This window comes from Pseudomonas sp. TE3552 (genome assembly GCF_056278945.1).
In genome coordinates this window covers 4,085,720-4,111,928 of record NZ_JBWBQJ010000001.1, presented here as the reverse complement: position 1 = coordinate 4,111,928, position 26,209 = coordinate 4,085,720, and the positions used below count along the sequence as shown (strand labels likewise).

At 59.3% G+C, this 26,209-nt stretch carries 26 protein-coding genes and 2 tRNA genes; 15 read left to right on the top strand and 13 right to left on the bottom strand.

Annotation, left to right across the window (positions count from 1 at the left end; translation table 11 throughout):
* Positions 1-40: 40 nt before the first annotated feature.
* From ACZ9BB_RS18575 to recX, 9 genes are all read left to right on the top strand, one after another.
* The gene (locus tag ACZ9BB_RS18575) at positions 41-2,197 is read left to right on the top strand and encodes a phage tail tape measure protein (RefSeq protein WP_476215175.1); all 2,157 of its coding nucleotides are present in this window, start codon (positions 41-43) and stop codon (positions 2,195-2,197) included.
* On the top strand, positions 2,197-2,580 hold the full coding sequence (locus tag ACZ9BB_RS18570) for a phage tail protein (RefSeq protein ID WP_476215173.1): 384 nt from the start codon (positions 2,197-2,199) through the stop codon (positions 2,578-2,580). The genes ACZ9BB_RS18575 and ACZ9BB_RS18570 overlap by 1 nt, the downstream gene beginning before the upstream one ends.
* The gene (locus ACZ9BB_RS18565; RefSeq protein WP_476215171.1) at positions 2,573-2,785 is read left to right on the top strand and encodes a tail protein X; all 213 of its coding nucleotides are present in this window, start codon (positions 2,573-2,575) and stop codon (positions 2,783-2,785) included. The genes ACZ9BB_RS18570 and ACZ9BB_RS18565 overlap by 8 nt, the downstream gene beginning before the upstream one ends.
* A 9-nt stretch (positions 2,786-2,794) precedes the next feature.
* Positions 2,795-3,811 (top strand): phage late control D family protein, encoded by a 1,017-nt coding sequence (locus ACZ9BB_RS18560; RefSeq protein WP_476215169.1) that lies wholly within the window; start codon positions 2,795-2,797, stop codon positions 3,809-3,811.
* Positions 3,812-4,099: 288 nt separating this feature from the next.
* On the top strand, positions 4,100-4,663 hold the full coding sequence (locus tag ACZ9BB_RS18555) for a glycoside hydrolase family 19 protein (RefSeq protein WP_476215167.1): 564 nt from the start codon (positions 4,100-4,102) through the stop codon (positions 4,661-4,663).
* On the top strand, positions 4,645-5,163 hold the full coding sequence (locus ACZ9BB_RS18550) for a lysis system spanin subunit (RefSeq protein WP_476215165.1): 519 nt from the start codon (positions 4,645-4,647) through the stop codon (positions 5,161-5,163). Before ACZ9BB_RS18555 ends, ACZ9BB_RS18550 begins: the two co-directional genes overlap by 19 nt.
* Before the next feature lie 80 nt (positions 5,164-5,243).
* Positions 5,244-5,744 (top strand): CinA family protein, encoded by a 501-nt coding sequence (locus ACZ9BB_RS18545; RefSeq protein WP_476215163.1) that lies wholly within the window; start codon positions 5,244-5,246, stop codon positions 5,742-5,744.
* A gap of 83 nt (positions 5,745-5,827) precedes the next feature.
* Complete coding sequence (gene recA, locus ACZ9BB_RS18540) at positions 5,828-6,880, top strand: recombinase RecA (protein ID WP_007940559.1); 1,053 nt, start codon at positions 5,828-5,830, stop codon at positions 6,878-6,880.
* Positions 6,881-6,888: 8 nt separating this feature from the next.
* Entirely contained in the window at positions 6,889-7,356 is a 468-nt protein-coding gene (recX, locus tag ACZ9BB_RS18535) for a recombination regulator RecX (RefSeq protein ID WP_476215161.1), read from the top strand.
* Positions 7,357-7,397: 41 nt separating this feature from the next.
* Here the strand turns inward: recX and ACZ9BB_RS18530 are convergent, their stop codons facing one another.
* Complete coding sequence (locus ACZ9BB_RS18530) at positions 7,398-8,516, bottom strand: LOG family protein (protein ID WP_476215160.1); 1,119 nt, start codon at positions 8,514-8,516, stop codon at positions 7,398-7,400.
* Between the two features lie 490 nt (positions 8,517-9,006).
* Between ACZ9BB_RS18530 and ACZ9BB_RS18525 the strand changes: the two genes are divergently transcribed.
* Positions 9,007-9,201: a hypothetical protein gene (locus tag ACZ9BB_RS18525; RefSeq protein ID WP_476215158.1), complete on the top strand. Its 195-nt coding sequence runs from the start codon at positions 9,007-9,009 to the stop codon at positions 9,199-9,201.
* On the opposite strand, the gene ACZ9BB_RS18520 is transcribed toward ACZ9BB_RS18525, so the two are convergent.
* Positions 9,202-9,627, bottom strand: a complete 426-nt coding sequence (locus ACZ9BB_RS18520; RefSeq protein WP_007940563.1) for a PA3611 family quorum-sensing-regulated virulence factor — start codon at positions 9,625-9,627, stop codon at positions 9,202-9,204.
* 189 nt (positions 9,628-9,816) lie between these two features.
* Here ACZ9BB_RS18520 and ACZ9BB_RS18515 point away from each other — a divergent pair, with 189 nt between their 5' ends.
* The 3 genes from ACZ9BB_RS18515 to ACZ9BB_RS18505 all read left to right on the top strand — a co-directional run bounded on the left by ACZ9BB_RS18515 (position 9,817) and on the right by ACZ9BB_RS18505 (position 11,901).
* Positions 9,817-10,560, top strand: coding sequence for a tRNA-uridine aminocarboxypropyltransferase (locus ACZ9BB_RS18515; protein ID WP_476215156.1), 744 nt, complete (start codon positions 9,817-9,819; stop codon positions 10,558-10,560).
* 251 nt (positions 10,561-10,811) lie between these two features.
* Positions 10,812-11,462, top strand: a complete 651-nt coding sequence (erdR, locus tag ACZ9BB_RS18510; protein WP_476215154.1) for a response regulator transcription factor ErdR — start codon at positions 10,812-10,814, stop codon at positions 11,460-11,462.
* 76 nt (positions 11,463-11,538) lie between these two features.
* Positions 11,539-11,901, top strand: coding sequence for a diacylglycerol kinase (locus ACZ9BB_RS18505; protein WP_019580981.1), 363 nt, complete (start codon positions 11,539-11,541; stop codon positions 11,899-11,901).
* On the opposite strand, the gene ACZ9BB_RS18500 is transcribed toward ACZ9BB_RS18505, so the two are convergent.
* On the bottom strand, positions 11,898-12,824 hold the full coding sequence (locus ACZ9BB_RS18500; protein WP_476215151.1) for a LysR family transcriptional regulator: 927 nt from the start codon (positions 12,822-12,824) through the stop codon (positions 11,898-11,900). The genes ACZ9BB_RS18505 and ACZ9BB_RS18500 overlap by 4 nt on opposite strands.
* Positions 12,825-12,973: 149 nt before the next feature.
* Between ACZ9BB_RS18500 and fpr the strand changes: the two genes are divergently transcribed.
* Positions 12,974-13,753, top strand: a complete 780-nt coding sequence (gene fpr, locus ACZ9BB_RS18495; protein ID WP_003443014.1) for a ferredoxin-NADP reductase — start codon at positions 12,974-12,976, stop codon at positions 13,751-13,753.
* Between the two features lie 64 nt (positions 13,754-13,817).
* On the opposite strand, the gene tsaA is transcribed toward fpr, so the two are convergent.
* The 5 genes from tsaA to rimO form a co-directional block, all read right to left on the bottom strand.
* A complete protein-coding gene (tsaA, locus tag ACZ9BB_RS18490; RefSeq protein ID WP_476215149.1) occupies positions 13,818-14,516 on the bottom strand; it encodes a tRNA (N6-threonylcarbamoyladenosine(37)-N6)-methyltransferase TrmO in 699 nt (232 codons plus the stop codon).
* Positions 14,517-14,757: 241 nt separating this feature from the next.
* On the bottom strand, positions 14,758-15,228 hold the full coding sequence (locus ACZ9BB_RS18485) for a YehS family protein (RefSeq protein WP_476215147.1): 471 nt from the start codon (positions 15,226-15,228) through the stop codon (positions 14,758-14,760).
* 75 nt (positions 15,229-15,303) lie between these two features.
* Positions 15,304-16,014 (bottom strand): rRNA pseudouridine synthase, encoded by a 711-nt coding sequence (locus ACZ9BB_RS18480; RefSeq protein WP_476215145.1) that lies wholly within the window; start codon positions 16,012-16,014, stop codon positions 15,304-15,306.
* 191 nt (positions 16,015-16,205) lie between these two features.
* Positions 16,206-16,679: an acetyltransferase gene (locus tag ACZ9BB_RS18475; protein WP_476215143.1), complete on the bottom strand. Its 474-nt coding sequence runs from the start codon at positions 16,677-16,679 to the stop codon at positions 16,206-16,208.
* A gap of 112 nt (positions 16,680-16,791) precedes the next feature.
* Positions 16,792-18,129, bottom strand: a complete 1,338-nt coding sequence (gene rimO / locus ACZ9BB_RS18470) for a 30S ribosomal protein S12 methylthiotransferase RimO (RefSeq protein WP_258697298.1) — start codon at positions 18,127-18,129, stop codon at positions 16,792-16,794.
* A 289-nt stretch (positions 18,130-18,418) separates the two neighbouring features.
* Here rimO and ACZ9BB_RS18465 point away from each other — a divergent pair, with 289 nt between their 5' ends.
* Positions 18,419-20,320: a potassium transporter Kup gene (locus ACZ9BB_RS18465; protein WP_476215140.1), complete on the top strand. Its 1,902-nt coding sequence runs from the start codon at positions 18,419-18,421 to the stop codon at positions 20,318-20,320.
* 116 nt (positions 20,321-20,436) lie between these two features.
* On the opposite strand, the gene ACZ9BB_RS18460 is transcribed toward ACZ9BB_RS18465, so the two are convergent.
* From ACZ9BB_RS18460 to ACZ9BB_RS18440, 5 genes are all read right to left on the bottom strand, one after another.
* Entirely contained in the window at positions 20,437-20,763 is a 327-nt protein-coding gene (locus ACZ9BB_RS18460; protein ID WP_476215138.1) for a DUF3077 domain-containing protein, read from the bottom strand.
* Between the two features lie 638 nt (positions 20,764-21,401).
* Positions 21,402-22,697: a virulence factor family protein gene (locus tag ACZ9BB_RS18455; RefSeq protein ID WP_476215136.1), complete on the bottom strand. Its 1,296-nt coding sequence runs from the start codon at positions 22,695-22,697 to the stop codon at positions 21,402-21,404.
* Positions 22,697-25,339: a bifunctional lysylphosphatidylglycerol flippase/synthetase MprF gene (gene mprF / locus ACZ9BB_RS18450; RefSeq protein WP_476215134.1), complete on the bottom strand. Its 2,643-nt coding sequence runs from the start codon at positions 25,337-25,339 to the stop codon at positions 22,697-22,699. Before mprF ends, ACZ9BB_RS18455 begins: the two co-directional genes overlap by 1 nt.
* Positions 25,340-25,616: 277 nt before the next feature.
* Positions 25,617-25,693 (bottom strand) — tRNA-Met (locus ACZ9BB_RS18445).
* A gap of 220 nt (positions 25,694-25,913) precedes the next feature.
* A tRNA-Met gene (locus ACZ9BB_RS18440) sits at positions 25,914-25,990 on the bottom strand.
* Positions 25,991-26,209 lie beyond the last annotated feature (219 nt).

The following is a 26,209-nucleotide window of genomic DNA, read 5'->3' as shown; positions in this document are numbered from 1 at the left end:
CGCGATCACTCGCCTTGGCGTGAAACAGGAGTAGAGCGGAATGGCAGACAGTAAGTATTCGCTGTCCGGTGCGAGCATCGAATTGCCGCAACTCGGCAGCGCGTCTGAAACGTCGGGGCTGAACCTGGCACTGACCACGGCCAGCCTCGACATCCGTCTGCTGGTGTCGGAGCAGGTAAAGCTGCGTGAAACCTTGGCGTTGCTGAACATTGCCCTGTCGTCGCAGCAGTCGCTGCTCAAGGCGAACGCTTCGGTGTCGGCGGCAGGCAGTGAGCCAAAGTCAAAGCTCAAGGCTGAGGTTGATCAGCGCACGCCGCCGGATTTACTCAAGTCTGCGATGGCGACTGAGCTGGCGATGGTTGAACTCAACCAAGTGCTGAAACTGGACAACGTCCAGTTGCAGAAACTGTCGGAGGCCAACCTGAAAATGGCCACTGACAAGCAGGTTGCTCCGAGCGGGGCAACGGCGGTTCAACTGGCCCAGGTCGAGTTGGCGGCGGCGAAGGCGGGTATCGGGGACGGGCTCGATCCGGCCAAAAAACAGGATGAACTGCTGAACTTCACCCGCGATAGTGCGGTGACGGCGTCGGCGTTCAATCTCGACGTGAAGGCCGCCAGCGAGATGCTGATGGGCTGGCGCACCTCGATGAAGCTGGATCGGGGACAAAGCCTGAGCCTGGCGGACGCAACCAACCATCTCGGCAACAGCGGCCTGAATGTCAAAGCGGCAGACATCGGCTCTGTCGTGCAACGCAGTGGCGAGGCGGGCATCGCCGCGGGAATGACCCCGGAACAGATGGCGGCCCTCGCGGCGGCGTTCTTGAACAGCGGCGCGGACAAGGCCGGTGCCGGTGAGGCTTTGAAAGGTTTCACCACGGTTTTGGCCAAGGGGAACGCGGCCTCACCGGAACAGCGCAAGGCCTGGGCTGACCTGGACGGTAAATTTAATCCCGGGATGTTGGCTGATGGCCTGCGCAAGGATGCACCGGGAACGATCAACTTGGTGCTTGATGCACTGAAGAAAAAACCTGCAGAAGAGCAGCAGTCACTGACCAAGACATTGTTCGGTGATAACGCGGCGATTCTTGAACTGATGAAAAAACCGGAAGACGTCCAAAAGGCTTTTTTGCTGGTGTCCGAGCGGACATCCGACGGGGCGTTGCCGAAATACAACGGCTCCGTAGCGAAAACCGCCGAGGCGCTGGGGGAAACCTCGCAAGGGCGCTGGAATGCGCTGGATGCGAGTAAAAACCGAATGTTTGCTGCGGGCGGCAATGCTTTGGCACCGTTGACTGACGGCTTGATGGTGTCGCTCGGTGCATTGGCCGATGGTTTGAGCGGGGTCGCTGAAGCACAACCGAAAGCTACTGCAGGATTGCTCGTACTCGCAGGGGCCATTGCGTTGGCGCGTGGCGCTGAAATCAAGGTAGCGATGGCCTCGGCCATCACCGCTGCCGCGACAAAACTACTGGTTCTGGCAGGTGCGCGACCGATCCCCGAAGCGGGGGATCGGACAGTTGATGCCAAGGCACGCGGCCGTAAGGGCAAAAAACAACCCCGAGGCGGTAGGGCCGAAAAAGGTACTACTCCTGGAAAAGCCGCGATCAAACCCTTCCCTAAAAGCACTACCAAGCTGCCACGTATGTCGACCGGGAGTCGCTTGCTGGGTGCCGCCAGAATGGGCTCGGCAGTCACCAAACGGGTCGCGCCACTGATGCTGCTCAGTGCTGGTTACGATGCCGTCAAAGGCTTGCAGGCCGGTGATACCAAAGCGGTCGGCGGGGCGCTGGGCTCGGCCGGTGGCGGGCTCGCCGGTACTTATGCCGGCGCTGCTGCCGGCGCCATGATCGGCAGCGTGGTGCCTATTCTGGGCACCGCAGTCGGTGGGGTGATCGGTGGCTTGTTGGGTGGTGTGGCGGGCAGTTGGGGAGGGGAATGGCTGGGTGAAAAACTCGCTACGCCCGCCGACAAGCTCGCCGCTCCAGATCAGGTCAGCAAAGACCTGACCAACGCCCAGACGAGTAATCAACAGAACACGGTCAACGCGAACATCTACATCAACGGCCAGGATCAGGCCAGCGCCAGTCAATTGGCGAACCTGGTTGTGCAACAGATCACGGGCCAATTCGGATTGATGACCATGCCCAACTCACTCGCCATGCGAAGTGACGCGGCCCTGACCGACGGAGGTACGTGATGCGTCAGCAAATGGCGTTGGGCAGTTTCATTTTCGGCCTGTCCAGAAACTTCGCCTACCACAGCCTGGTGCGCACCTCGGATGGCGGCTGGAAGAGCATCGACATTCTCACCAGCAAACCAAAATCCAGTCAGGTCGGCCAAGGCCTGCAAGGGCTGACGATAACGGGCAAGTCGATGTACGCGACGGCCATGGATCGGCTCGATGAGCTGCGTGCATTGCAGGCATTGCGCATCCCTTTGCCGCTGGTTGACGGCATCGGCCGCAACTGGGGCCTATGGCAGATCAACAAGGTGTCGGAAACCCAAAGTGACGTCATTGATGACGGCACCGCGATGGTGGTCGGCTGGGTGGTCGATTTGACGGAGTTCGCTAATGCGTAGGGTTCGAAGTATCGCCGGTGATTCGGTGAATCTGTTGCTTTACCGCGAGCTTGAGCGTTGTGACGACGCCACCGAGCAAGCGCTCTGGCTTCTCAATCCGGACCTTGCTGAATGGGGGCCGGTATTGCCGGCGGGGGTGTGGGTTGTCCTGCCGGAAGTGGATTCGAAACCCGTTGCACCCACACCGGTTTCGGCCTGGGATTAAGGAGGCAGCATGTCACTGGGTTTCACGCCTGCGGTGGAAATTTACGGAGCGAACGCTGCGCTGCTCAACGAGCGATTGCTCAGTTGGACGCACATCGACGCGGCGGGGATCGAGTCGGATCAACTGACGCTCCTCATCAGTCTGGATGGACTTGAAGGGTTGCCCAGCCTGGGCGGAAAAATCGGCCTGCGGGTCGGTTATCTGGAGTCGGGGCTGGTGGATAAAGGTGAGTTCGTCATTACCCGGCGCACGCCGACTCTGTTTCCTTTGCGTCTGACACTGGTGGCTACGGCGGCGCCATTCAGTGCGGCGGATCAGACCGGATTCAAGCAGCGCCGGTCGGTCAGCCATGGCCCGACGACCTTGGGTGCGCTGTTTCGTCAGTTGACGTCCAGGCACGGCTTTTCCCCCCGTGTGGCCCCGGATCTGTCGCTGATAAAAATCGAGCACATCGATCAGTCCAACGAAACCGACATGGGTTTTCTGACGCGACTGGCCTACCTGCATGACGCCGTCGCCAAACCGGTCAACGAGCTGTATGTGCTGGCACGGCGCGGTCAGGCGAAATCGTTATCGGGCAAAGTTCTGCCGACCATAAAGCTGTCGGTGACGACCAACAATCGCCCAGGGGATCACTCCTTTATCTCTGCCGTTCTGGATGAAACCGCCCGGGCGAAATACCAGGGCTGCAAGACCAGTTGGTGGGATGTGGCGGCCGGCAAAGTGCGGGTCGAGGAGAGCGGCATCGCGCCGTTCAAGACTCTCCGCCAGCGTTTTCAGAGCGCAGACGATGCCCGGGCCGCCGCCGAAGGCGAGGTGCGCCGGATGATGCGTGAAGCGCTCAAGGTGACGATCGAATGCCCTGGCAATCCGGGATTGTCCGCTGAAGGGATCGTTTTGCTGGACCCCACCTGGCCGGATTTCATGCGCGGTCGCTGGTCGATCGACAAAGTCACCGCCAGCGGTGATCGGGAAAAAAGCTATCGCTGCAAGATTGACGCGACCTGCCTGGACGCCAAGGCCTGACACCAACTCCCTGCGGGAGATTCTATGGTTGAGGGGAAGCCTGCTCCCACATTTTGTTCAGTGTCCCGCACAACCCTTGCGTACAACCGAGATCTCTGTGGGAGCAGCCTGCTCGCGATGAGGCCATCAAAACCAGCGTTGATGTTGCCTGATCCACCGCCCATCGCGAACAGGCTCACTCCCACAGGTTTCTGACTGCACCTTCCATACAACTGGAGCTCCCTCATGAAGATCACTCCGATCCTCACTGATTTTGGGAGTGTCATCCATTAACCACAGGAGCGAGCGATGCGCTTCACCGATCAACAATTGCTCAACATTTTCCCCAACGCCCGCACCCAAGCGAGCGTTTTCATTTCCGCCCTAAACACCGCTATGTCTAACCGCAACATCAACACCCCCAAACGCATCGCCGCCTTCCTCGCGCAAGTCGGTCACGAGTCGGGGCAATTACAGTACGTACGTGAGCTGGGCAGCCCTCAATACCTGAGCAAATACGACACCGGCACGCTAGCCATTCGCTTGGGCAACACCCCGGAACCCGACGGCGACGGTCAAAAGTACCGTGGCCGTGGCCTGATCCAGATCACCGGCCGCAACAACTACCGCCAATGCAGTCTCGGCCTGTTTGGCGATGAACGTCTGTTAGCTCTGCCTGAAATGCTGGAGCAGCCTCAGTGGGCGGCCGAATCAGCCGCGTGGTTCTGGGAACAGAATGGCCTGAATGAATTGGCCGATCGCGACCAGTTCAACAGCATCACCCGCCGTATCAACGGCGGGCTGAACGGCTTGCAGGATCGACTGGAACTCTGGGCGCGGGCGAGGGCGGTGCTATGCCAGTCTTCGGCCTGATCTCCTGGCGGGTGATCGGCCTGCTGGTGCTGGCCGGCTGTTCTGCTGCACTGGCTTGGAAGGTTCAGGATTGGCGCTACGGTCGGCAACTGGCGGAGCAGGCCAGGCTGCACGCCGAGACGCTGAATCAATTGACCCTGGCGGCCGCCACGCAGCAACAGGCCAACCAGGACAAGCGTCTGGCCCTGGAGCAACGACTTTCGGCCAGTGAACAAACCCATTATCGAGCGCTTAGCGATGCCGAACGTGATCAAGGTCGCCTGCGCGATCGTCTTGCCACTGCTGATGTGCGCTTGTCAGTCCTCCTCGATGCCCATGACGCGGCCTCAACCTGTGCAGTGCCAGCCGCCTCCCGCACCGGCGGCGTGGATCATGGTGCCCCGCGAGCCCGACTTGACCCGGCGTATGCTCAACGAATTATCGCCATCACCGACACAGGCGACCGCGGGCTGATTGCCTTGCAGGCATGTCAGGCCTATGTCAGAGCCCTCGCTCGCTAACATTTTGATCGATCCTGAACCTTGCAAGCGTGATCGGCTCGTGTACGGTAGGCCTCATTCCGCTCGATCAGGAGAGAGTCGTGAAAGATATCACTCAGCTGGCCGCTGAACTTGGCAGACGCTTGCAGGTTCTCAATGCCCACGTCACCACGGCCGAATCCTGCACCGGTGGCGGGATTGCCGAGGCGATCACGCGTATTCCGGGGAGTTCGGCGTGGTTCGAGGCCGGTTATGTCACCTACTCCAACCGACAGAAAACCCGGCAGCTGGATGTCCCGGCCGAGTTGTTTTCGACCGTAGGGGCGGTCAGTCGCGAGGTGGTCGAGGCCATGGTCCGCGGCGCGCAGGAAAAAAGCCGGGCGCGTTTTGCCGTGGCGGTCAGCGGTGTGGCGGGGCCGGACGGCGGTTCGCCGAGCAAGCCCGTGGGCACGGTGTGGCTGGCCTGGGGCATTGGCGATCAGGTGTTCAGCGAGGTCCAGTACTTTCCTGGTAACCGTGACGAGGTCCGCCGACAAACGGTGAAGGCCGCGCTAGAGGGGCTGCTGCGCCATGTCGCTGGAGAAATCTCAAATCAGGGGTAGGCGATCCTGAAACGCTGTGGAATAATACTGGCTACTTATACAGGTGTTGGCCGTCAGGCCTTATTGATTACGTGAGGACTTTAATGGACGACAACAAGAAGAAAGCCTTGGCTGCGGCCCTGGGTCAGATCGAACGTCAATTCGGCAAGGGTGCCGTAATGCGTATGGGCGATCAGGACCGTCAGGCGATCCCGGCCATTTCCACTGGCTCTCTGGGTCTGGACATCGCGCTCGGCATTGGCGGTCTGCCAAAAGGCCGTATCGTTGAAATCTACGGTCCTGAATCCTCCGGTAAAACCACCCTGACACTGTCGGTGATCGCCCAGGCTCAAAAAGCCGGCGCGACCTGCGCATTCGTCGACGCCGAACACGCCCTCGACCCTGAGTACGCCGGCAAACTGGGCGTCAACGTCGACGACCTGCTGGTTTCCCAGCCAGACACCGGCGAGCAGGCCCTGGAAATCACCGACATGCTGGTGCGTTCCAACGCCGTTGACGTGATCATCGTCGACTCCGTGGCCGCTCTGGTGCCAAAGGCTGAAATCGAAGGCGAAATGGGCGACATGCACGTGGGCCTGCAAGCCCGTCTGATGTCCCAGGCGCTGCGTAAAATCACCGGTAACATCAAGAACGCCAACTGCCTGGTGATCTTCATCAACCAGATCCGCATGAAAATCGGCGTGATGTTCGGCAGCCCGGAAACCACCACCGGTGGTAACGCGCTGAAGTTCTACGCCTCGGTTCGTCTGGACATCCGCCGTACTGGCGCAGTGAAAGAAGGTGATGAAGTCGTCGGTAGCGAAACCCGCGTCAAAGTCGTGAAGAACAAGGTGGCTTCGCCGTTCCGTCAGGCCGAGTTCCAGATTCTTTACGGCAAGGGCATCTACCTCAACGGTGAGATGATCGACCTGGGTGTTCTGCACGGTTTCGTCGAGAAGTCCGGTGCCTGGTATGCCTACAACGGCACCAAGATCGGTCAGGGCAAGGCCAACTCGGCCAAGTTCCTGGCAGACAACCCGGAAATCGCCGCGACCCTCGAGAAGCAGCTGCGCGACAAGCTGCTGACCCCGGCACCGGACGTCAAGGCTTCGGCCGTCAGAGAGACTGAAGACGACCTGGCTGACGCTGATATCTGATCGATCCAATGACCGCCGTACTCGATACACTCGTCGCGGTGCGGCGAACCGCAATGGACCTGCTCGCGCGACGCGAGCACGGTCGAGTCGAGCTGACGCGTAAACTGCGTCAGCGCGGCGCCCTCCCTGAAATGATCGACACAGCACTCGACCGCTTGACGGAAGAGGGCCTGTTGTCCGAATCCCGTTACCTCGAGAGTTTCGTTTCCTACCGTGCCCGTTCCGGTTATGGCCCTTTGCGAATTCGCGAAGAGCTGAGCCAGCGCGGTCTGCAACGTACCGACATCGAGCTGGCTTTACGCGAGAGCGGTATCCACTGGCAGGAACAACTGGAAGACACCTGGCGGCGCAAATTTTCCGGGCATTTACCGATAGACGCCCGGGAGCGCGCCAAGCAGGGCAGGTTCCTGAGTTATCGGGGATATTCCATGGAGATGATCAACCGCTTGTTCAGCGGCCGAGGGATGGACGATTGAATAAAAACGGCCCGCTATTTCGATAGCGGGCCGTTTTTTGTTCAGGTCACCTTGGACGGTTCTCGCGTACGCTGTTGTGCCTGAGGTTTGGACTGGGCCCAGTTTTCCGGCAGGTTGATGTAGTCCACCAATTCCCGCAGACGGCCATGATCACGAGCATTGAACGTGAAGGACAGTCGCGCCAGATGGCTGAACTGCGCTTCGTCGTGCTCCTCGCCACTGTAGGTGTGTTGATGGAAATGATCGCTCAGGCACAAGTCGGCGAACGCCTCCTGTATGTGTTCAAGCGCCCGGTCGCTGAGTTTGTGATTCATGCGAATCACGAACTGATGCTTGAGCCAGCGGCTGGAGTGGAAGTTGCTGTAGAACTGGTTGATCTGCTCCACTGCGTCTTCAGCGCTGTAGACCAGGCTCAACAGCTTCATGTCGGTCGGCAGGATGTAGCGATTCTCCTCCAGTTGATGATGAATGAAGTCCAGCGCGCCTTGCCAGAACGTGCCGCCTGGTGCATCCAGTAGCACCACGGGCACCAGCGGGCTTTTACCGGTCTGGATCAGGGTCAACACTTCCAGCGCTTCATCCAGCGTACCGAAACCGCCAGGGCACAGGACCAGCGCATCGGCTTCCTTGACGAAGAACAGCTTGCGGGTAAAGAAAAAGTGGAAGGGCAGCAGGTTGGCGGTGCCATTGACCGTGGGGTTGGCATGTTGCTCGAAGGGCAGGGTGATATTGAATCCCAGGCTGTGTTCCAGGCCGGCACCTTCATGGGCCGCCGCCATGATGCCGCCACCGGCACCGGTGATGACCATCATGTCCGAGCGCGCCAGGGCGGCGCCAAGTTCTCGGGCCAGACCATACAGCGGGTGTTCGATCGGTGTGCGGGCCGAGCCGAAAACGGTGACTTTGCGGCGCCCCTTGAACTGCTCCATCACACGAAAGGCATGCTCGAGTTCGCGCAGGGCTTGCAGGGTGATCTTGGCGTTCCAGCGGTTGTGATCTTCCTGGGCCATGCGCAGCACAGTCAGGATCATGTCGCGGTAAATCGGGATGTTGGGGCTGTTGGGTGAAACCAGGTTGAGTTGTTCTTCGACCTTGCTGGTGAGGTCGTGGCCGCTTTCTTGAAAATGACGGCTCAGGAGGTCATTCGGTTGGTAAGGCATTCAACTTCTCCTTCTGCACAGAACCCTCGGCCCGACAAAACACTCGTCGGCGCCGCGACACCCCTTGTGTCGCTGTCTGCCCAAGCCCTTGCCTGGGCGCTCCACCTGACTCGGTTGCAATCGAGCCATCCATACGGGCTCTGTTTATCCCTTGAATGAAAGAAACGTTCGCACAATAAGACGCGCCATGGGCAGCCCCTTTTCTGCCCTTGAAAAAAACAACGTGAACACTTTGAATTTAGACCCTCGCAACGATTTGCGCTGGTTTGATCATTGCGCCGTAAAGTCTTTCCTGGCAACCGCTTATTGACGATTTGCAAGGTGCTTTCACCGCTCGTCTGAACGCGAGCCGTATGTCCTGCGCTCTGATTTACTAAGTTACAGGCGTCACACGACAACGTTGCGTCAATGGCAGGACGCAACGTTCAAGCAATTAAGGGATTTATCGCGTGATCAACGGCGATCAATGCGTGCAGGGAGGCGAGAAATCATGCCCAGCGTCACTCTGGAGATCGATGCGCAACTGTATCGATTGTTGAAAGCATCGGCCGAGACCCATCATTTGAGTCTCGAAGAGGAGTGCTGCCGACGTCTGGAGGGCGGGGAGCGGCGTTCGCGCTACTTGCAGGCGCTGTTGGCAGAGCTGCGCGCCGAGGATGAACAGCGGCGCGCCAATGCCAGATAATTATTTCTTCTTCGCGGGAGTCGCTTTCGGGCAGTCCGATTCCTGGAAGCTTGCAGAGCCGACCGGGCGGTTGGTCTTCACCTCGGTAAAGTCGTAACGCATGATCGCGCCCTTGGCCATCAGCTTGCGGAACCCTTCGTTTCTGCATACGGAGGCGCCAAGCTGGAAGTACACCGCTTTTGGATCGGCGCGCATTTTTTCGGCGTGGCTGCTTTGCACGCTCAAGTGGTTGATCAGCACTTTTCCTTCGGCAGTGTAGCCCTGATCAAGAATGTCTTCGTTGATCGCCCGTGGAGTGCCAACGCTGCTTTGTACGGCGACGTTTCGCAGCTCTCTGTTCAGATTCTGCTCACTCAAGGAAGCAGCCTGAGCGCTGAAGGACGACGCCAGCAAAACGGCAGCGGTGGGAACGATAAGGCGCAGCATGAAACTCTCCTGGTTCAGTGACTGGTGGTTCGACCAGCCACGTGGCTGTGCGTTCAGTGGCGGCGAATTATAGGGGAGGAGGCCTGGACGGTACAGGCTTGCGCCAGTCGCTCTGGTAAACTGCTGCCACTTTTTGTCCTGCCGAGTGCTTTTTGTGTCGAGTTTTCCTGTCTGCCGGTGTTGCTCACGATGAACCATGCCCCCAACGCCGTAGCCCGCTTGCGTGATCAGCGAGAGGAAGAGGGCATCAAGCCGATTCAGGCCCGTGGCTGGCGGGCGCCGCGCTGCCGTGCTTGCCGGGTGATCGAGAGCCACTGTCTGTGCGCCTGGCGCCCGCAGGTCGAGACCCGCAGCGGCGTGTGCCTGATCATGACCAACAAAGAAGTGTTCAAGCCGAGCAATACTGGTTGGCTGATTGCCGATGTAGTGCGCGACAACCATGCATTCATCTGGTCGCGCACCGAAGTCGACGAACAATTGTTGGCGCTGTTGGCCGACCCGCAATGGCAGCCATACCTGGTGTTTCCAGGCGAATACGTCGAGCCCGAGCGAGTCACCCACAGCGTCGAGGTCGATGGTACCAAGCGCCCACTGTTCATTCTGCTGGACGCCACCTGGACCGAAGCCCGGAAGATTTTCCGTAAAAGTCCCTATTTCGATGCATTCCCGATTTTGAGCCTGCTCCCCGAGAAGCTTTCACGCTACCGATTGCGCAGGTCTACGCGCAGTGAGCACCTGTGCACGGCGGAAGTCGCGGCGCTGTGCCTCGATCTTGCCGGCGATACAGCAGCTGCATCGGCACTGGACGCCTATTTTGATGTGTTCAGCCAGCATTACCTGGACGCTAAACATCAGCTGGACATGAATGTTGCGACCCCGGCCCACGCCGAGCTGATGCCTTTTGTGCAGCATGCCGCACCTGTTGTTTGCTGAGCGTCGCCCATACTGCAAACAACGAGGCCCGTTGGCAGCGCCATGCAACTTGACCACCCCGGCTTCGCTGGGCATGCTTGGCGCCGATCAGGATGCGGCCAAGGTTTTGTACGCCATATTTTTTACGTGAAGAGCCACGTGATTGGCGTTGAACGTGCCCTGTTGGTGCCGCTGCGTGGCTGCACCTCGAGTTGTTTTGGCGAGGCCTGAATGCATCAGGCATCCCATAAAAAAACAGGATCATTTGAAGAATGGCCACATACGAAATCCTGATTGCCGATGACCACCCTCTTTTTCGCAGTGCCTTGCATCAAGCGTTGACCCTGGGCCTTGGCCCGGATGTCCGTCTGGTAGAAGTGGCGAGCATTGCCGAACTGGAAACCCGTCTGAGCGAAAAGGCCGACTGGGATCTGGTATTACTGGACCTGAACATGCCGGGCGCTTACGGTTTTTCCGGGTTGGTGCTGCTACGTGGGCAGTACCCGCAGATTCCGGTGGTGATGGTGTCGGCTCAGGAAGAGGCGTCGATCATGGTGAAGTCCCGTGAGTTCGGTGCCAGTGGTTTCATTCCCAAGTCCAGTGACCTTAGCGTTATTCAAAAAGCCGTACGCGCGGTACTCGATGGCGACGTTTTCTGGCCGCCCCAGGCCTTCGAGGCGGTCAGCGTTTCCGCCGAAGCCAAGGCTGCCAGCGAAGGCCTTGCCAGCCTGACACCCCAGCAGTTCCGGGTGTTGACCATGGTCTGTGAAGGTTTGCTGAACAAGCAGATTGCTTACGAATTGAGCGTTTCAGAAGCGACGATCAAGGCCCACGTCACGGCCATTTTCCGTAAGTTGAATGTACGGACCCGAACTCAGGCGGCGCTGCTCTTGCAACAACTTGAGTCAATTTCGAGCCACTAAGGTGCTACGCGTTCACGCTTTTTTGACTTTGCTTAATCTAGCTTTCCCACTTCTTTTTTGGTCAGTTGCTTACTCTATGTCACCTTTCAAAGGCCAGACCGGCCTCAAACGCATCCTTAACGCCTCCGGCTATTCCCTGGACGGCTTGCGCGCGGCTTTCACCGGCGAAGCAGCCTTCCGGCAGTTGGTGTTACTTAATGCCATCCTGATTCCGCTGTCGTTCTTCCTGAATGTCAGCCGTGTGGAGCAGGCGCTGCTGATTGCTGTCTGCCTATTGGCCTTGATCGTCGAATTGCTCAACTCGGCGGTGGAAGCGGCCATCGACCGCATTTCCCTTGAACTGCACCCCCTGTCCAAGAACGCCAAGGACATGGGCAGCGCCGCTCAATTGGTGGCCTTGAGCATGATTGCTCTGGTGTGGGCGGTGATCCTGCTTTAAGCGATGGAGGGCAGGACGATCTCATCGCTACGCTGAACCCCGGCGGTGAACGCGCGACACAGTTCAAGAAATTCGCGCATCGCCGACGTCTGATATTTCTGTTTGTGCCAGATGAAATAGAACTGCCGCGCCAGGTCCAGATCCGGTGTTTCCACTGGCACCAGACTGCCGCGGCGGAACGCATCGCGCAGTGCCAGGCGCGAAATGCAGCCAATCCCCAAACCTGACTCCACCGCGCGCTTGATCGCTTCGGTGTGTTCCAGTTCCAGGCGAATGTTCAGCGAGCTGCGATGGTGTCGCATGGCCTGGTCGAATGTCAGCCGCGTGCCCGAGCCTTGCTCGCGGAGAATCCACGCCTCATGACTCAGCTCCTCCATGGTCGCTATGCCACGTTTGGCCAGCGGATGCTGGGGCGCACAGAACACCACCAGCTCATCTTCGACCCAACTCTGCACTTCGATGTCTGGATGGCTGCAGTCGCCTTCGATTAGACCCAGATCAATTTCATAGTGCGCGACCTGTTGCACGATGTTGGCGGTGTTCTGCACATGCAGCTTCACCTGGCTTTCCGGATGGCGCTGCATGAAGCTACCGATTAGCAGGGTGGCGAGGTAATTGCCGATGGTCAGGGTCGCGCCGACCGCCAGGGAGCCGAAACCGGACTTGCCGTTAAGCAGGTCTTCGATCTCCTTGGCCTGATCGAGCAGGGCCACCGCCTGCGGCAGCAGCTGTTTGCCGAGGGCGTTGAGGCTTAGCCGTTTGCCGGCGCGATCGAACAGCTGACAGCTGCACTGACGCTCTAGCTCGGTGATCGAGGTGCTCGCCGCCGATTGTGAGAGGTTGAGCAGACCCGCAGCACGGGATACGCTTTCCTGCTGAGCGACGGCGACGAATACTTGAAGTTGACGGAGAGTAAATCGCATATCGATATAACCGATAACCCTTATCTTAATAATCCATTTAACAGATATTGTCGCTGCCATTAGAATGCGATGCAATTGCGCGCAGCAGCTCATTTTTCCAGAGCGGGCGCAGAGCATGCGCAGACCAAATCTCCAGGAGTCCCACGTACATGAGCAACATGAACCACGAGCGTGTCCTCAGTGTTCACCACTGGAACGACACTCTGTTCAGCTTCAAGTGCACCCGTGATCCGGGCCTGCGCTTCGAGAACGGTCAGTTCGTGATGATCGGCCTGCAACAGCCCAACGGCCGCCCGCTTATGCGCGCTTACTCGATTGCCAGCCCGAACTGGGAAGAGCATCTGGAGTTCTTCAGCATCAAGGTGCCTGATGGTCCACTGACTTCCCAGTTGCAGCATCTGAAGGAAGGCGACGAGATCATCATCAGCAAGAAGCCTACGGGCACGCTGGTGCTGGACGATTTGAAACCTGGCAAACATTTATACCTGCTCAGCACCGGTACCGGTCTGGCGCCATTCATGAGCGTCATCCAGGATCCGGAAACCTATGAGCGTTTCGAAAAAGTGATCCTGTGCCACGGCGTGCGTTACGTCAACGAAGTCGCTTACCGCGAGTTCATCACCGAGCACCTGCCGCAGAACGAGTTCTTCGGCGAGGCGCTGCGTGACAAGTTGATCTACTACCCGACCGTGACCCGCGAGCCGTTCGAGAACGAGGGCCGTCTGACCGACCTGATGCGCAGCGGCAAGCTGTTCAGCGACATCGGTCTGCCGCCGATCAACCCGCAGGACGACCGCGCCATGCTGTGCGGTAGCCCGAGCATGCTCGACGAGACCAGTGAAGTGTTGAACAGCTTCGGCCTGAAAGTTTCGCCACGGATGCGCGAGCCGGGTGATTACCTGATCGAGCGTGCGTTCGTCGAGAAGTAAGCCACATAAAAGCCAAAGACCGCATTGTCTGAAAAGACGATGCGGGCTTTTTCGTTTCTGGCGTTTACGCGTTCGCGGGAATGACTTCGAGGACGCGGATCACGCCCGCCTCGGGGTAATGCCAGCGTACATCCAGGTCCCAGAACTGCGCGCCGTATTCCCTTTCCGGTGCAGGCATCTGGTACGCCGGGCGTGGGTCTTGTGCCAGGCATTGCTCGATCAGCTCGACCAAGGGCTCGTCAAGCCGCTGAGCGTGGCCGTGAGCCTGTTGCAGCGCCGAGTCTGTCCACTGCACGGGAATCAACGGTGGCGGGGCACTGGCGATGCTGTTGGACGCCGTGTCGATGATGTCGGCGTAAGGCACGTAGGGTTTGATGTCGAGCACCGGCGTGCCGTCCAGCAAGTCGATGCCGGAGATCCACAGCCGATTGGCTTCGACCTTGTCCAGTTTGACCACCGACTGGCCGATGCCATTGGGCCGGTGCGTCGCTCGAGTGGCGAATACGCCCATGGATTTGTTACCGCCCAGGCGCGGAGGGCGGACTTTCAGGCGTGGCTTTTCTTCCAGGGCCTGATGGAACAGGAACAGCAGCCAGACGTGGCTGACCTGTTCCAGCCCCTGCACCGCATCGCCCTGATCGAACGGTGCCACCAGCTCCAGCACGCCGCGAGCGGCCGGGGCCAGTTGCGGTTGGCGCGGAATGGCGAACTTCTCCTTGAAGCAGGAGCGCACGAAGCCGATCGGGGAAACACTGTAGGTCATGGTCTGGGGTCGAGGCGGGGATTAGGGCGGCATGATAACCCGAGCGGTTGCCAGATCGGTGGTGCCTGTCAGTCCGTCATCGCGGGCAAGCCACGCTCCCACAGGGTTTTCGAGCGAACACAACTGTTGTGTACGGCATAAAACCTGTGGGAGCGTGGCCTGCCCGCGATGGCCGCACCACCAATCTCAGAGATGCCACCACCCTTGCAGGAGCGGTGGCAATTCAAGGTTCGCGGGCGATTTACTGTGGGCGCACGCGCAGGGTCAGGCCCTTGAGGAAGTTGCGCAGCAATTGATCGCCGCACGGGCGGTAATTGGTGTGGCCGAACTTGCGGAACAGCGCGCTCAGCTCAGGCTTGGACACCGGGAACTCGGCCGCCTTGAGAATGGCGTGCATGTCGTCTTCCTTCAATTCGAAGGCCACGCGCAATTTCTTCAGGATGATGTTGTTGGTCACCGGCACTTCGATCGGCTGCGGCGGACGGCTTTCGTCCTTGCCACGCTTGAAGATCACCAGGCCGTCGAGGAAATGCGCCATGACCTCGTCCGGGCAGCGCACGAAGCCTTCCTCGTCTTCCTCTTTTTTGTCGAGGTACGTCACCAGGTCTTCCAGGGTCACCTCCATGCCGCCGAGTTTGATGATCTCGATGACTTTCTTGTCACTGATGTCGAGCATGTAGCGCACGCTGCGCAGTACGTCGTTATGAATCATGTGTGCAGTCCTGATATTCAGCTGTGGGCGCCGCATGACACTGCGGCGCCGAAATGTATGGCGGCGGGAAAAGCCTTAGAACTTCTCTTTGCCGGACAGGTAGCGCCATTGCCCCACAGGCACTTTGCCGATGGACACGCCGCCGATGCGGATGCGACGGATGGCAACGACCTTCAGGCCGACGGCCTGGCAGAACAGGGCGATCACGCCCGGTTGCGGGTTCTTCATGGCAAAACGCAGGCGGTTTTCGTTCTGCCAGCTGGCTTTGACCGGCGGCAGTTCCTTGCCCTTGTAGGTCAGGCCGTGGTTCAGGCGGTTGAGGCCGTGAGCCACCATGTCGCCTTCGACCTCGACCACATACTCTTGCTCGATCTTGCTGGCGTCGGCGGTGAGCTTGCGCAGGATCTTCCAGTCCTGGGTAAACACCAGCAGACCGCTGGCATTGGCCTGCAGGTCGGCGCTGGCGGTCAGGCGCAGGAAGTGGCCCTTGAGCGGGCGTTTGCCGTAGCGGTGTTCTTCGCTCAGGGTCTCGGCGCTGAGGGTTTGCATGGCCGTGTCCGCATCCATCCCCACAGGGACGTTCATCAGGATGGTTACCGGCTCCGGGGCGGTGGCCTTGGCTTCGGGGTCGAGCTCGACTTTCTGGGTGTCGACCTTGAATTGCGGCTCGTCGATGACTTCACCGTCCACGGTGACCCAGCCGCCCTCGATGAACAGCTCAGCCTCCCGACGGGAACAGCCGACGAGTTCGATGAGGCGTTTGGAGAGACGAATCGGGTCAGTCATGACAGGGCCGTAACAAAAAAGGGGTGGGCATTGTACCTGCTGGGCGCCGGTTAATCCCGGCTCCATTTGCCGCATGTGCTTTTAATGTGGGAGCGAGCCTGCTCGCGAATACAACCTGTCAGCCGACATCAATGTCGGTTGACACTCTGCTTTCGCGAGCAGGCTCGTTCCCACATGGGTTCTGTATGGTGTCAGCCATGCTGCGAGTGTTGCTGGTTTTGGCGTAAGCGCATGTGCAGCAATGGATAAGGCTGGCCCATGCCATCGACTTCCGAGCGGCCAATCACCTCGAACCCCTGCTTGAAGTAAAACCCCAAGGCCTGCGGATTCTGCTCATTGACGTCCAGCTCATCGGCGTTCAGGTGTTCCAGGGCATAGCGCAGCAATTGCTTGCCCAGGCCCTTGCCCCGGTGGTCCGGATCGATGAAAAGCATTTCGATCTTGCCCGCCGCGACGCCGGCAAACCCGGTGATGCGCTGGCGCGAGTCTTTGGTGCAGATCAGCATCACCGCGTCGAGGTAGCGGGTCAGTACCAGATCCTTCAGCAATTCGATGTAGCTGTCGGGCAGAAAGTCATGGGTGGCGCGCACCGAGGCTTCCCACACTTGGATGAGTTCTTCGTAGTCGCTCTGTTTCGGTGTGTGAATGACCGAGTATTGGTGCATGCCCGCTGGCCTCTCTTGCGTGGATGACGCGAGTTCTTTCTCCCACAAAACGATAGACGTAAAAAAGCCCCGCATCTCGTCAAGAGAGCAGGGCTTTTCGTATTTTTTGCGTTTAGATCTGTTCAGCCCACAGGTCGTATTCGTCGGCGTCGGTCACTTTGCACCAGACTTTGTCGCCTGGCTTCAAGTTGCTGCCGTTGTCGATGAACACGTTGCCGTCGATTTCCGGGGCATCGAAGAAGCAACGGCCGACCGCGCCTTGCTCGTCGACTTCATCGACCAGCACTTCGATTTCACGGCCGATGCGCATTTGCAGGCGTGCCGAGCTGATGGCCTGCTGGTGCGCCATGAAACGCTCCCAGCGGTCTTGCTTGACGTCGTCCGGAACGATCTCCAGGTCCAGATCGTTGGCCGGTGCGCCTTCAACTGGGGAGTACTGGAAGCAGCCAACGCGGTCCAGCTGCGCTTCGGTCAGCCAGTTCAGCAGGTACTGGAAGTCTTCTTCGGTTTCGCCGGGGAAGCCGACGATGAAGGTCGAACGGATGATCAGGTCCGGGCAGATCTCGCGCCAGTTCTTGATCCGCGCCAGGGTCTTGTCTTCGAAGGCCGGGCGTTTCATGGCTTTGAGGACTTTCGGGCTGGCGTGCTGGAACGGGATGTCCAGGTACGGCAGGATTTTCCCGGCGGCCATCAGCGGGATCAGCTCGTCGACGTGCGGGTACGGGTAAACGTAGTGCAGACGCACCCAGACGCCGAGGGTGCTCAGGGCTTCGCAGAGTTCGGTCATGCGGGTTTTCACCGGCGCGCCGTTCCAGAAACCGGTGCGGTATTTCACGTCGACGCCGTAGGCGCTGGTGTCCTGGGAGATTACCAACAGCTCTTTGACGCCGGACTTGACCAGGCGCTGGGCCTCGTCGAGCACATCACCGACCGGGCGGCTGACCAGTTTGCCGCGCATCGACGGGATGATGCAGAAGCTGCAGCTGTGGTTGCAGCCTTCGGAAATCTTCAGATAGGCGTAGTGGCGCGGAGTCAGTTTGATCCCTTGTGGCGGCACCAGGTCGATCAGCGGGTTGTGATCCTGGCGCGGCGGCACCACGTCGTGCACGGCGTTGACCACTTGCTCGTACTGCTGCGGACCGGTCACGGCCAGCACGCTCGGGTGCACGTTGCGGATGTTGCCTTCTTCCACACCCATGCAGCCGGTCACGATGACCTTGCCGTTTTCCTTGATGGCTTCGCCGATCACTTCCAAAGACTCTGCCTTGGCCGAGTCGATGAAGCCGCAGGTGTTGACCACCACGACGTCGGCGTCCTGATAAGTGGACACAACGTCATAGCCTTCCATACGCAGCTGGGTAAGGATGCGCTCGGAGTCGACCAGTGCTTTCGGGCAACCCAGGGATACGAAGCCGACTTTTGGATTGGCTGGCGCAGGAGTGGTGGACATGTCTAACCTCGGTGTTTGGGACGCCTCCAGCCGAAGACGGCAAGGCGACAGACGGGCGCTATGTTGCGCCTCTGGTCAAAAAGTGCGCAATTCTAGCGATGAGAGGCGCACTTGACCAGCTTTATGCAGGGAAATACGACGAGTGCTGCGCTATGCTTCGCGCCGTTACGCTTTACCGATTTTCTACAGTCAACAAAACGTCTGTAACAACAAGTAAAACAGTGCATGCTGCACGACAAAGCATAGTGCTTCTTCGAAGAAGCCCAGGTCTGAGTAGTAGGAGTGATGGATGGGGCAGGCAAGTAGTCAGGCGATAGCCGGTGGGCATTCGGCGGCGAAGCCGATCAGCATGCTGGTCGCGGCGGTCGGCGTGGTTTATGGCGACATCGGCACGAGCCCGTTGTACACCCTCAAAGAAGTGTTTTCCGGTGGCTATGGCGTGTCCGTCAACCATGACGGCGTGCTGGGTATTCTGGCGCTGATCTTCTGGTCGCTGATCTGGGTCGTGTCGATCAAATACATACTGTTCGTGCTGCGTGCCGACAACCAGGGCGAAGGCGGGATCATGGCCTTGACCGCTCTGGCCCGACGAGCGGCGGGGGGGCGTGCAAAATTGCGCACGTTGCTGGTGGTCTGCGGGCTGATCGGTGCGGCGCTGTTCTATGGTGACAGCATGATCACCCCGGCGATTTCCGTACTGTCGGCGATTGAAGGGCTGGGGCTGGCTTTTGAAGGCATTGACCATTGGGTGGTGCCACTGTCGCTGGTGGTGCTGGTGGCGCTGTTTCTGATTCAACGTCACGGTACGGCGCGGATCGGCATTCTGTTCGGGCCGATCATGGTCACCTGGTTTCTGGTGCTCGGTGCGATGGGCGTGTATGGCATCAGCCAGCACCCGGAAGTGTTGCAAGCGATAAACCCTGGGTGGGGCGTACGCTTCTTCATGGACCACCCAGGCATGGGGATCACGATTCTTGGTGCCGTGGTGCTGGCCTTGACCGGTGCAGAGGCGCTGTACGCCGATATGGGCCACTTCGGTCGCAAGCCGATCGCTCGGGCCTGGTTCATCCTGGTGCTGCCGGCCCTGGTGCTGAACTACTTCGGGCAGGGCGCCTTGCTGCTCGGTGATCCGGAAGCGGCCCGCAACCCGTTCTATCTGTTGGCGCCAAGCTGGGCGCTGATCCCGTTGGTGGCGTTATCGACCATGGCCACGGTGATTGCCTCACAAGCGGTCATCTCCGGTGCGTTCTCCCTGACCCGTCAGGCAATCCAGCTTGGCTACATTCCACGCATGGAGATTCAGCACACTTCCAGTGCCGAACAAGGCCAGATCTATATCGGCGCGGTGAACTGGTCGCTGATGGTTGGCGTCATTCTGTTGGTGCTGGGGTTCGAGTCCTCCAGTGCCCTGGCCTCGGCCTACGGTGTGGCGGTGACGGGCACAATGCTGATGACCACTATCCTGGTGTCGGCGGTGATGTTGCTGTTGTGGAAGTGGCCACCTGTCCTCGCGGTTCCGGTGTTGCTGGGCTTCCTGTTGGTGGACGGACTCTACTTCGCCGCCAACGTGCCGAAAATCATTCAGGGCGGGGCGTTCCCGGTGATCGCCGGTATCGTGCTGTTCGTACTGATGACTACCTGGAAACGCGGCAAGCAACTGCTGGTGGAGCGTCTTGACGAAGGCGGTTTACCGTTGCCGATCTTCATCAGCAGCATCCGCGTGCAACCGCCGCATCGTGTCCAGGGCACAGCTGTGTTCCTCACCGCTCGCCCGGATGCCGTGCCTCACGCGCTGTTGCACAACCTGCTGCATAACCAGGTGCTGCACGAGCAGGTGGTGTTGCTGACGGTGGTGTACGAAGACATCCCGCGCGTCCCGCCACAACGGCGTTTCGAGGTCGATTCCTACGGCGAAGGGTTCTTCCGGGTGATCCTGCACTTTGGTTTCACCGACGAGCCGGACGTGCCGCAAGCGCTGAAGCTGTGTCATCTCGATAACCTGGACTTCAGCCCGATGCGCACCACGTACTTCCTCAGTCGCGAGACAGTCATCGCCTCCAAACTCGAAGGCATGGCCCGCTGGCGCGAGGCGTTGTTCGCCTTCATGCTGAAAAATGCTAACGGCAACCTGCGGTTCTTTAACCTGCCGCTGAACCGGGTGATTGAGTTGGGTACTCAGGTCGAGATGTAAGCCACATCAAAAAAGCCCCCGTTGCTTGAAGGTAGCGGGGGCTTTTTATTGTCTGGCACTTGATCCGAACCTACGAAAATCCCACAGGGGATTTGAGTGTTTGCTGGAATGTGCCTTTACTGGCTTTCAGGCAGCGCTTCTTCAGATTCGGTCTTTGTCCGGGCAGGTCGCGGGGTCAGCACCTTCACCACATCATCAATCACTGCCTTGCCCATTGCCGTCAAATAATGCGCGGCCCAGGCGTGGCGGTCGGTGTCTTTTATGTAGGCCGCATCCTCGGCAAATGATTTGGCGAGGAACAGCAGGTCGGAAGCTTGCGACAAGGCATCAACGATGGGGACGCCGGCGCGGACGTTGAATAATGCCTGATCGGAGCAGTAGATGAGGGGCGTGAAACCGATGGTTTTTAGTTCTGAGGGAGCGGGCGAATCTGTTTTGCTCATGTCTAACTCCTTAACCCGAGGGAGCGGCCACGTTCGTTTCCAAGCGAATGGGTGGCAGCTGTGCGCAGGTTGGAAAACCGGGAGCTAAGGAACCGGCACGCCCGAAGGCGTCCCACGCACAGCCGCCATAACAGGATCGCAGCTGTAAAAACCGCTGCCGTACTGATGGGGGGCGCTGTTGCACTTAACTCGACGGGTTTCCAAGCCCGATCGCTGAATGGTCAGCGACGTCCGGAGAGTATCCCGTCGAAGAAAAGCGCAACAAGGCGGCAAAGAGCCCAAAAAGGACGATTCGGAGTTTGCCTACAAGGTCTGCGGGCGTCATCTGATATTGCGATACCTTGAGTAAACAAAACTAAACGTGGCGAGAGAGCTTACATGACGTTCGGCTCATCAAGCCGGTGGAATGATTCGTTTGGTCAACTCTTGAATTTTCATTTGGCCTCGGTTAGCAACTGTCCTCTATCCTGGGACTGAGGACAGTTCATGAAGGTATAACGGAAGGCGATGAAATCCCTTGTGGGAGCGAGCAAGCCCGCTCCCACAGGGGATCTGCGGTGTTTGGTTTAATTGCACTCATATGAAAAAGCCCCCGCAACCATAAGGCAGCGGGGGCTTTTTTGTGAGCGCGGCTCAGCTCACTCCTGAGCAGCCGTCTCCTTCGCTTGACGCTTCACGATGGCATCCACCAACCGCTGGGCCAGGGCCGGGTAGTTCTCGTCGAAGTGATGGCCGCCAGGCAGTTTCATCGCTTCGCCCACGGCGGTCTTGTCGGTGCAGCCGCTCTCGTCGACTTCTTCTTCACCGTAGATGCACACCACTTTCGCGGCGGGCAGCTTGGCCATTTCCGGGCCGGTGGCGGCTTCTTTGCCGGCGTTGCCGAGCCAGCCTTCGACTTCGATCTCGAAGCTGCCGGTGCGGGCGAAGGCCAGCAGGATGATTGCGTCGATCCGCTGCTGCTCCGCTTCCGGCAGGCGGTTGTAGATGGCAGGCAGTACGTCGGCGCCGAATGAGTAGCCGGTCAGGATGAAGCGCTTGGTGCCCCATTTCTGCCGGTAGTGCTGCATCAGTTCGGTCAGGTCCAGAGCGCTTTGTTCCGGGCTCTTGTGCTGCCAGTAGTAGCGCAGTGTGTCGATGCCGACCACCGGATAGCCGATCTTGGCCATTTCGCCGGCCACGTCGCGGTCCAGGTCGCGCCAGCCGCCGTCGCCGGAGAGGAACAGGGTGACGGTGTCCTTGGCCTGACCGGCCGGCACTTCGACCACCGGAATCTGCAGGCCGCCGGCGGCTTTATCGCCACCGACGAGGGTTTTGCGCAGTTCGTTGTTCAGCACTTGCGGCAGGTTGATGTCGTAGTCGCTGATGCTGGTTTCGGCGTTGGGCTGGTCACGCACGAAGCCGGCGCTGGTGTCGTCCGGGTTGTCGTTCCAGGCCACCAGCCAGTGACCGTGGGCAGCACTTTTTGGCAGCAGGTGCGTGCAGCCGGGCTTTTCCAGGGCCAGGTCAACCGAAATGGCCTGGGCCTTGTCATCCTTCTGCTCGGCCAGCCAGCGCCACGCCAGCACGGCGCCAGGGCCGATGCCGCTGACCAGGGTTGCCGGGCCTTTGAGTGTTCTGAGGCCTGCTTGCAGGGCGCGACCTTGTTGGATGCAGTCCTTGGGCAGGATCACCTGGACGATCTGCGCCGAGCCGCTACGGCTCAGGGTCATCAATTGTTTGTCGCTGAGCTTCTGCTCTTCATTGACCGCCACCAGCACCTGGGCGCGCGGCGTGGTGCCGGGGATGACGCGGGTCATCGCGGCACCATCGGCCGGCGTCAGCAGTTCGAGGGTTGGTTCTGGCGCCGGGCGTTTCAGGTACCAGTAACCGCCACCAGCTATCAGGGCCAGCACTACCAGTGTGGCCAGTACGTACCGCAGGGAGCGTTGAATCATCAGCGTTTCACCAATCCAGTCAAGCCGCCCGCAATCAGGGCGGCAGTGTCGGCCAGGGCGACCAGCGGATCGAGTCCGGCGGGCACGGCCATATAACGAGGTTCCCAGTCGGGCTGGAACTTGTCTTTGAAGCGGCGCAAACCTTGGAAGTTGTACAGCTGCTCACCACGGCGGAACACCATCGACCCCAGGCGCTGGGTCAGTGGTGCACCGCGCCGGGGTTGCAGCCCCGACAACGGCACCATGCCCAGGCTGAAGCGTGCGTATCCATGATTTTTATAATGTTGAATCAGGCCGACCATCATGAACTCCATGGTCAGCTTCGGGGCGTCGGGGTGTGCGCGCATCAGGTCGAGGCTGGCCAGTTCATGGCCGTAGGTCTCAAGCAGGTTGGCGAACGCCACCGGGCGCCCTTCGAAACGAATCACCGCGACGCGGAAGTGCTTGAGGTAGTCATCACTGAAACGCCCCAGCGAGAAGCCTTTCTCGCGCACATTCTTGCCGGTCAGCCAGGCGTCCGAAATAGCCTTCAGCTCGTCCATTGGCGCTTGCCCCGGCTCATGGATCTCCAGTGACAGACCGTCACGGGTGCCGCGGTTCCAGGTGTAGCGCAAATCCTTCATCTCTTTGCCTTTGGCCTCGAGATCGAAACGCTTGAGGTCGACCCGGGCTTCTTCGCCGAGCTTGATCGCGGTCAGGCCGATGTCCATGTAGTACGGCAGGTTTTCGGCACGCACTTGATAAAACACAGGGCGGGCGTGATGGATATCGCACAGGTCACGGAACTGCCAGATCATTTCCGCCCGTTGCTGGGTCGGGCCGATCGGATCATACAACGCTACCAGGCTGCGGCCACGGCGGGCGTACATCAGAAATGCTTCGTCGTTGGGATGAAACAGCAGTGCTTTGTCACCGGTCAGGGCCAGGCCGCCATCCGGCTGGGACGAAGCCATCAGGATGTTTACCGCGCGCTCCAGTTCATCGGACGTTGGCAGGTGGATCACCGGGCGCGCGGTACGCAGCAGCCAGGTCAGGGACACCACCACCAGCAGGACCGCGGCGCCAAGCAACGAACGCAGGCCGCGTGGGGCGTCAGCGTCGAGGGTGAACTGCCACCAGAGCTGATGGCTGTACGGAACGTCCTGATAGGCGAACAACAGCAACCAGATCGATGCGCCGAGTACGCAGAGGCTGGCCACCAGATACAGCGGCGAAAACGGCACTTCGGTCAGACGGCTGGGGCGGTAGAACGAACGTCGGAAAACCCCCAGCAGGCTCGCCGTCAGGGTCATCAGGCAGGCCTCTTCCCAGTCGAACCCCTTGAGCAACGAGAGCAGGGCGCCTACCAGCAACAAAATGGTGGTCAGCATCCAGGCGGCCGACAGGCGGCGACGCAGGCCCTGAGCCAGCAGCAGGCAGAGCACGCCAACCAGGCTGGCGCCAAAGTGCGAGGCGTCAACCAGCCGATGCGGAATCAGAAAGCCGATGTGTTCAAGGCGGGTATCGATCTCCGGCGTTACACCGGAGAACAGCAGCACCACGCCGGACAGGAACACCAGCACCGCCAGAATCGGCGCGGCCAGGCCTGATGTGGCACGCAGGGACTGGCGCGTTTGAAACAGGCGCTGGCCTTCGTTGATCAGCAGCAGGACACAAGCCACCAGCAGCGGCAACACCACATAAATCAGACGGTAGAGCAGCAGCGCAGCCGCCAGCGGCGCGGCACCGAGTTTGTCGGCGAAGGCCGCCAGCAAAATCGCTTCGAACACCCCGACACCGCCCGGTACATGGCTGAGTACGCCGGCGGCCAGGGCCAACAGATAGACCAGCAGGAACGCACCGAAGGGCGGTGCTTCCGGCAGCAACAGATAGAGTACCGTCGCGGCGGCGGCCACATCCAGGGCGGTGATGACCAGTTGCAGGAAAGTCAGGCGGCGACCCGGCAGGCGCAAGGTGCGGCGGCCGGCCTTGACCAGCAGGTTGTCCGGGTAAGGCTGTTCCGGCAAGCGACGACGGTAGATGCCGATCGCCAGTACCGAAGAGAGCAGCAGCACGGCCACTGCAATCGCACCCAGCAACGTCTCGGAGAAACCCAGGGCCACGGAAGCGGCGGGCAGGTTGCTGAGGGTGGCGAGGGCGGCCAAAGGGGGGAGGGCGCAGCCGAGCGAGAGGCTGGCAAACAGCGTCATGTGCGCGACTTCGGAAGCCCCCACGCCATGACGCGCATATAAACGGTAGCGAACCGAGCCTCCCGACAGCAGCGAAAGACCGATGGCATTGCCGATGGCGAATGCGGTGAAGCCGCCCAGCGCCAGTATTCGTGGTGCCAGAGTTACGCCGGCATAACGGCTGGCCGACCATTCGTAACCCAGCAGAATGATGAAGCCGACGACAGTCGCGCCGAGTGCACCCAACAAGGCCGGTTTCGGCACTTCAAGGATCGAGTCGTGCAGCGCATACAGATCGAGTTCGCTCAGCAGATGACGACAGGCAATCAGCGCGATGGCGAACAGCAGCAAAGTGACCGCCAGCCCGATGGGCTGACGGTATTTGCTGATTCGATCCAGCAAGCGCAGACGCTCGGCTTTGATCGGTTGTGTCGCTGTGACGGTGTCTTGTGGATCAGACGAGTTGGCGCGCATCAATCACCTCTTGGATTGTGCGCGACAGGATGGGGGTATCCAGCCAAGTTACCAATCCCTGTAGAAAAAAATAATCACAAATATTAACGCCTCTCACCGGCTGTCGGCGATGGCGCCTCATCAGTCGTTGAGGATTCCGTCTGCGGTTCAGCGGGGTCTGAATTCACAGTCTGGCGATCCCGAACGGCTCACTGCACAGTGGCAGATCATTGTTGCGAAAGGACTTTTTCAACAGATACAAAAAAGGCCACTCTTTCGAGTAGCCTTTTTTGATGTTTGGTTGCGGGAGCCGGATTTGAACCGACGACCTTCGGGTTATGAGCCCGACGAGCTACCAGACTGCTCCATCCCGCGTCTGTGTGGCGGCATTCTACAGGCGAACGCCGGAGTGTCAACCGTTAATCCCAGTATGGCTCAAATAAGTGTAAAACGACGGTGAACGGTCGCAGGGGAGACCTAAGTTTCGGAATCAGAACGATTTCTTGTTTCTGTGCCGAAAGGCATAGACCGCTGATTTTTATAAAACAGGCGCGCACAAAAAAGGCCACTCTGTCGAGTAGCCTTTTTTGATGTTTGGTTGCGGGAGCCGGATTTGAACCGACGACCTTCGGGTTATGAGCCCGACGAGCTACCAGACTGCTCCATCCCGCGTCTGTGTGTCGGCATTCTACAGAGGATCGCCGGGCTGTCAACCTTAAATCTCGGTAAAACCTGTTTCTGTTCAAGCGCTTAGGTGCAGGCAGGGACGAGTGATCGGTCTGAAACGCAAGCAGGGCAAGGCTTGTTGCTCTATTGAGAGGATGCTTTCGATTGAGAAAATAAATTCCTCCGGCGCTTTTCCTACGAATGAAAAAGAACATTCCGAGTACT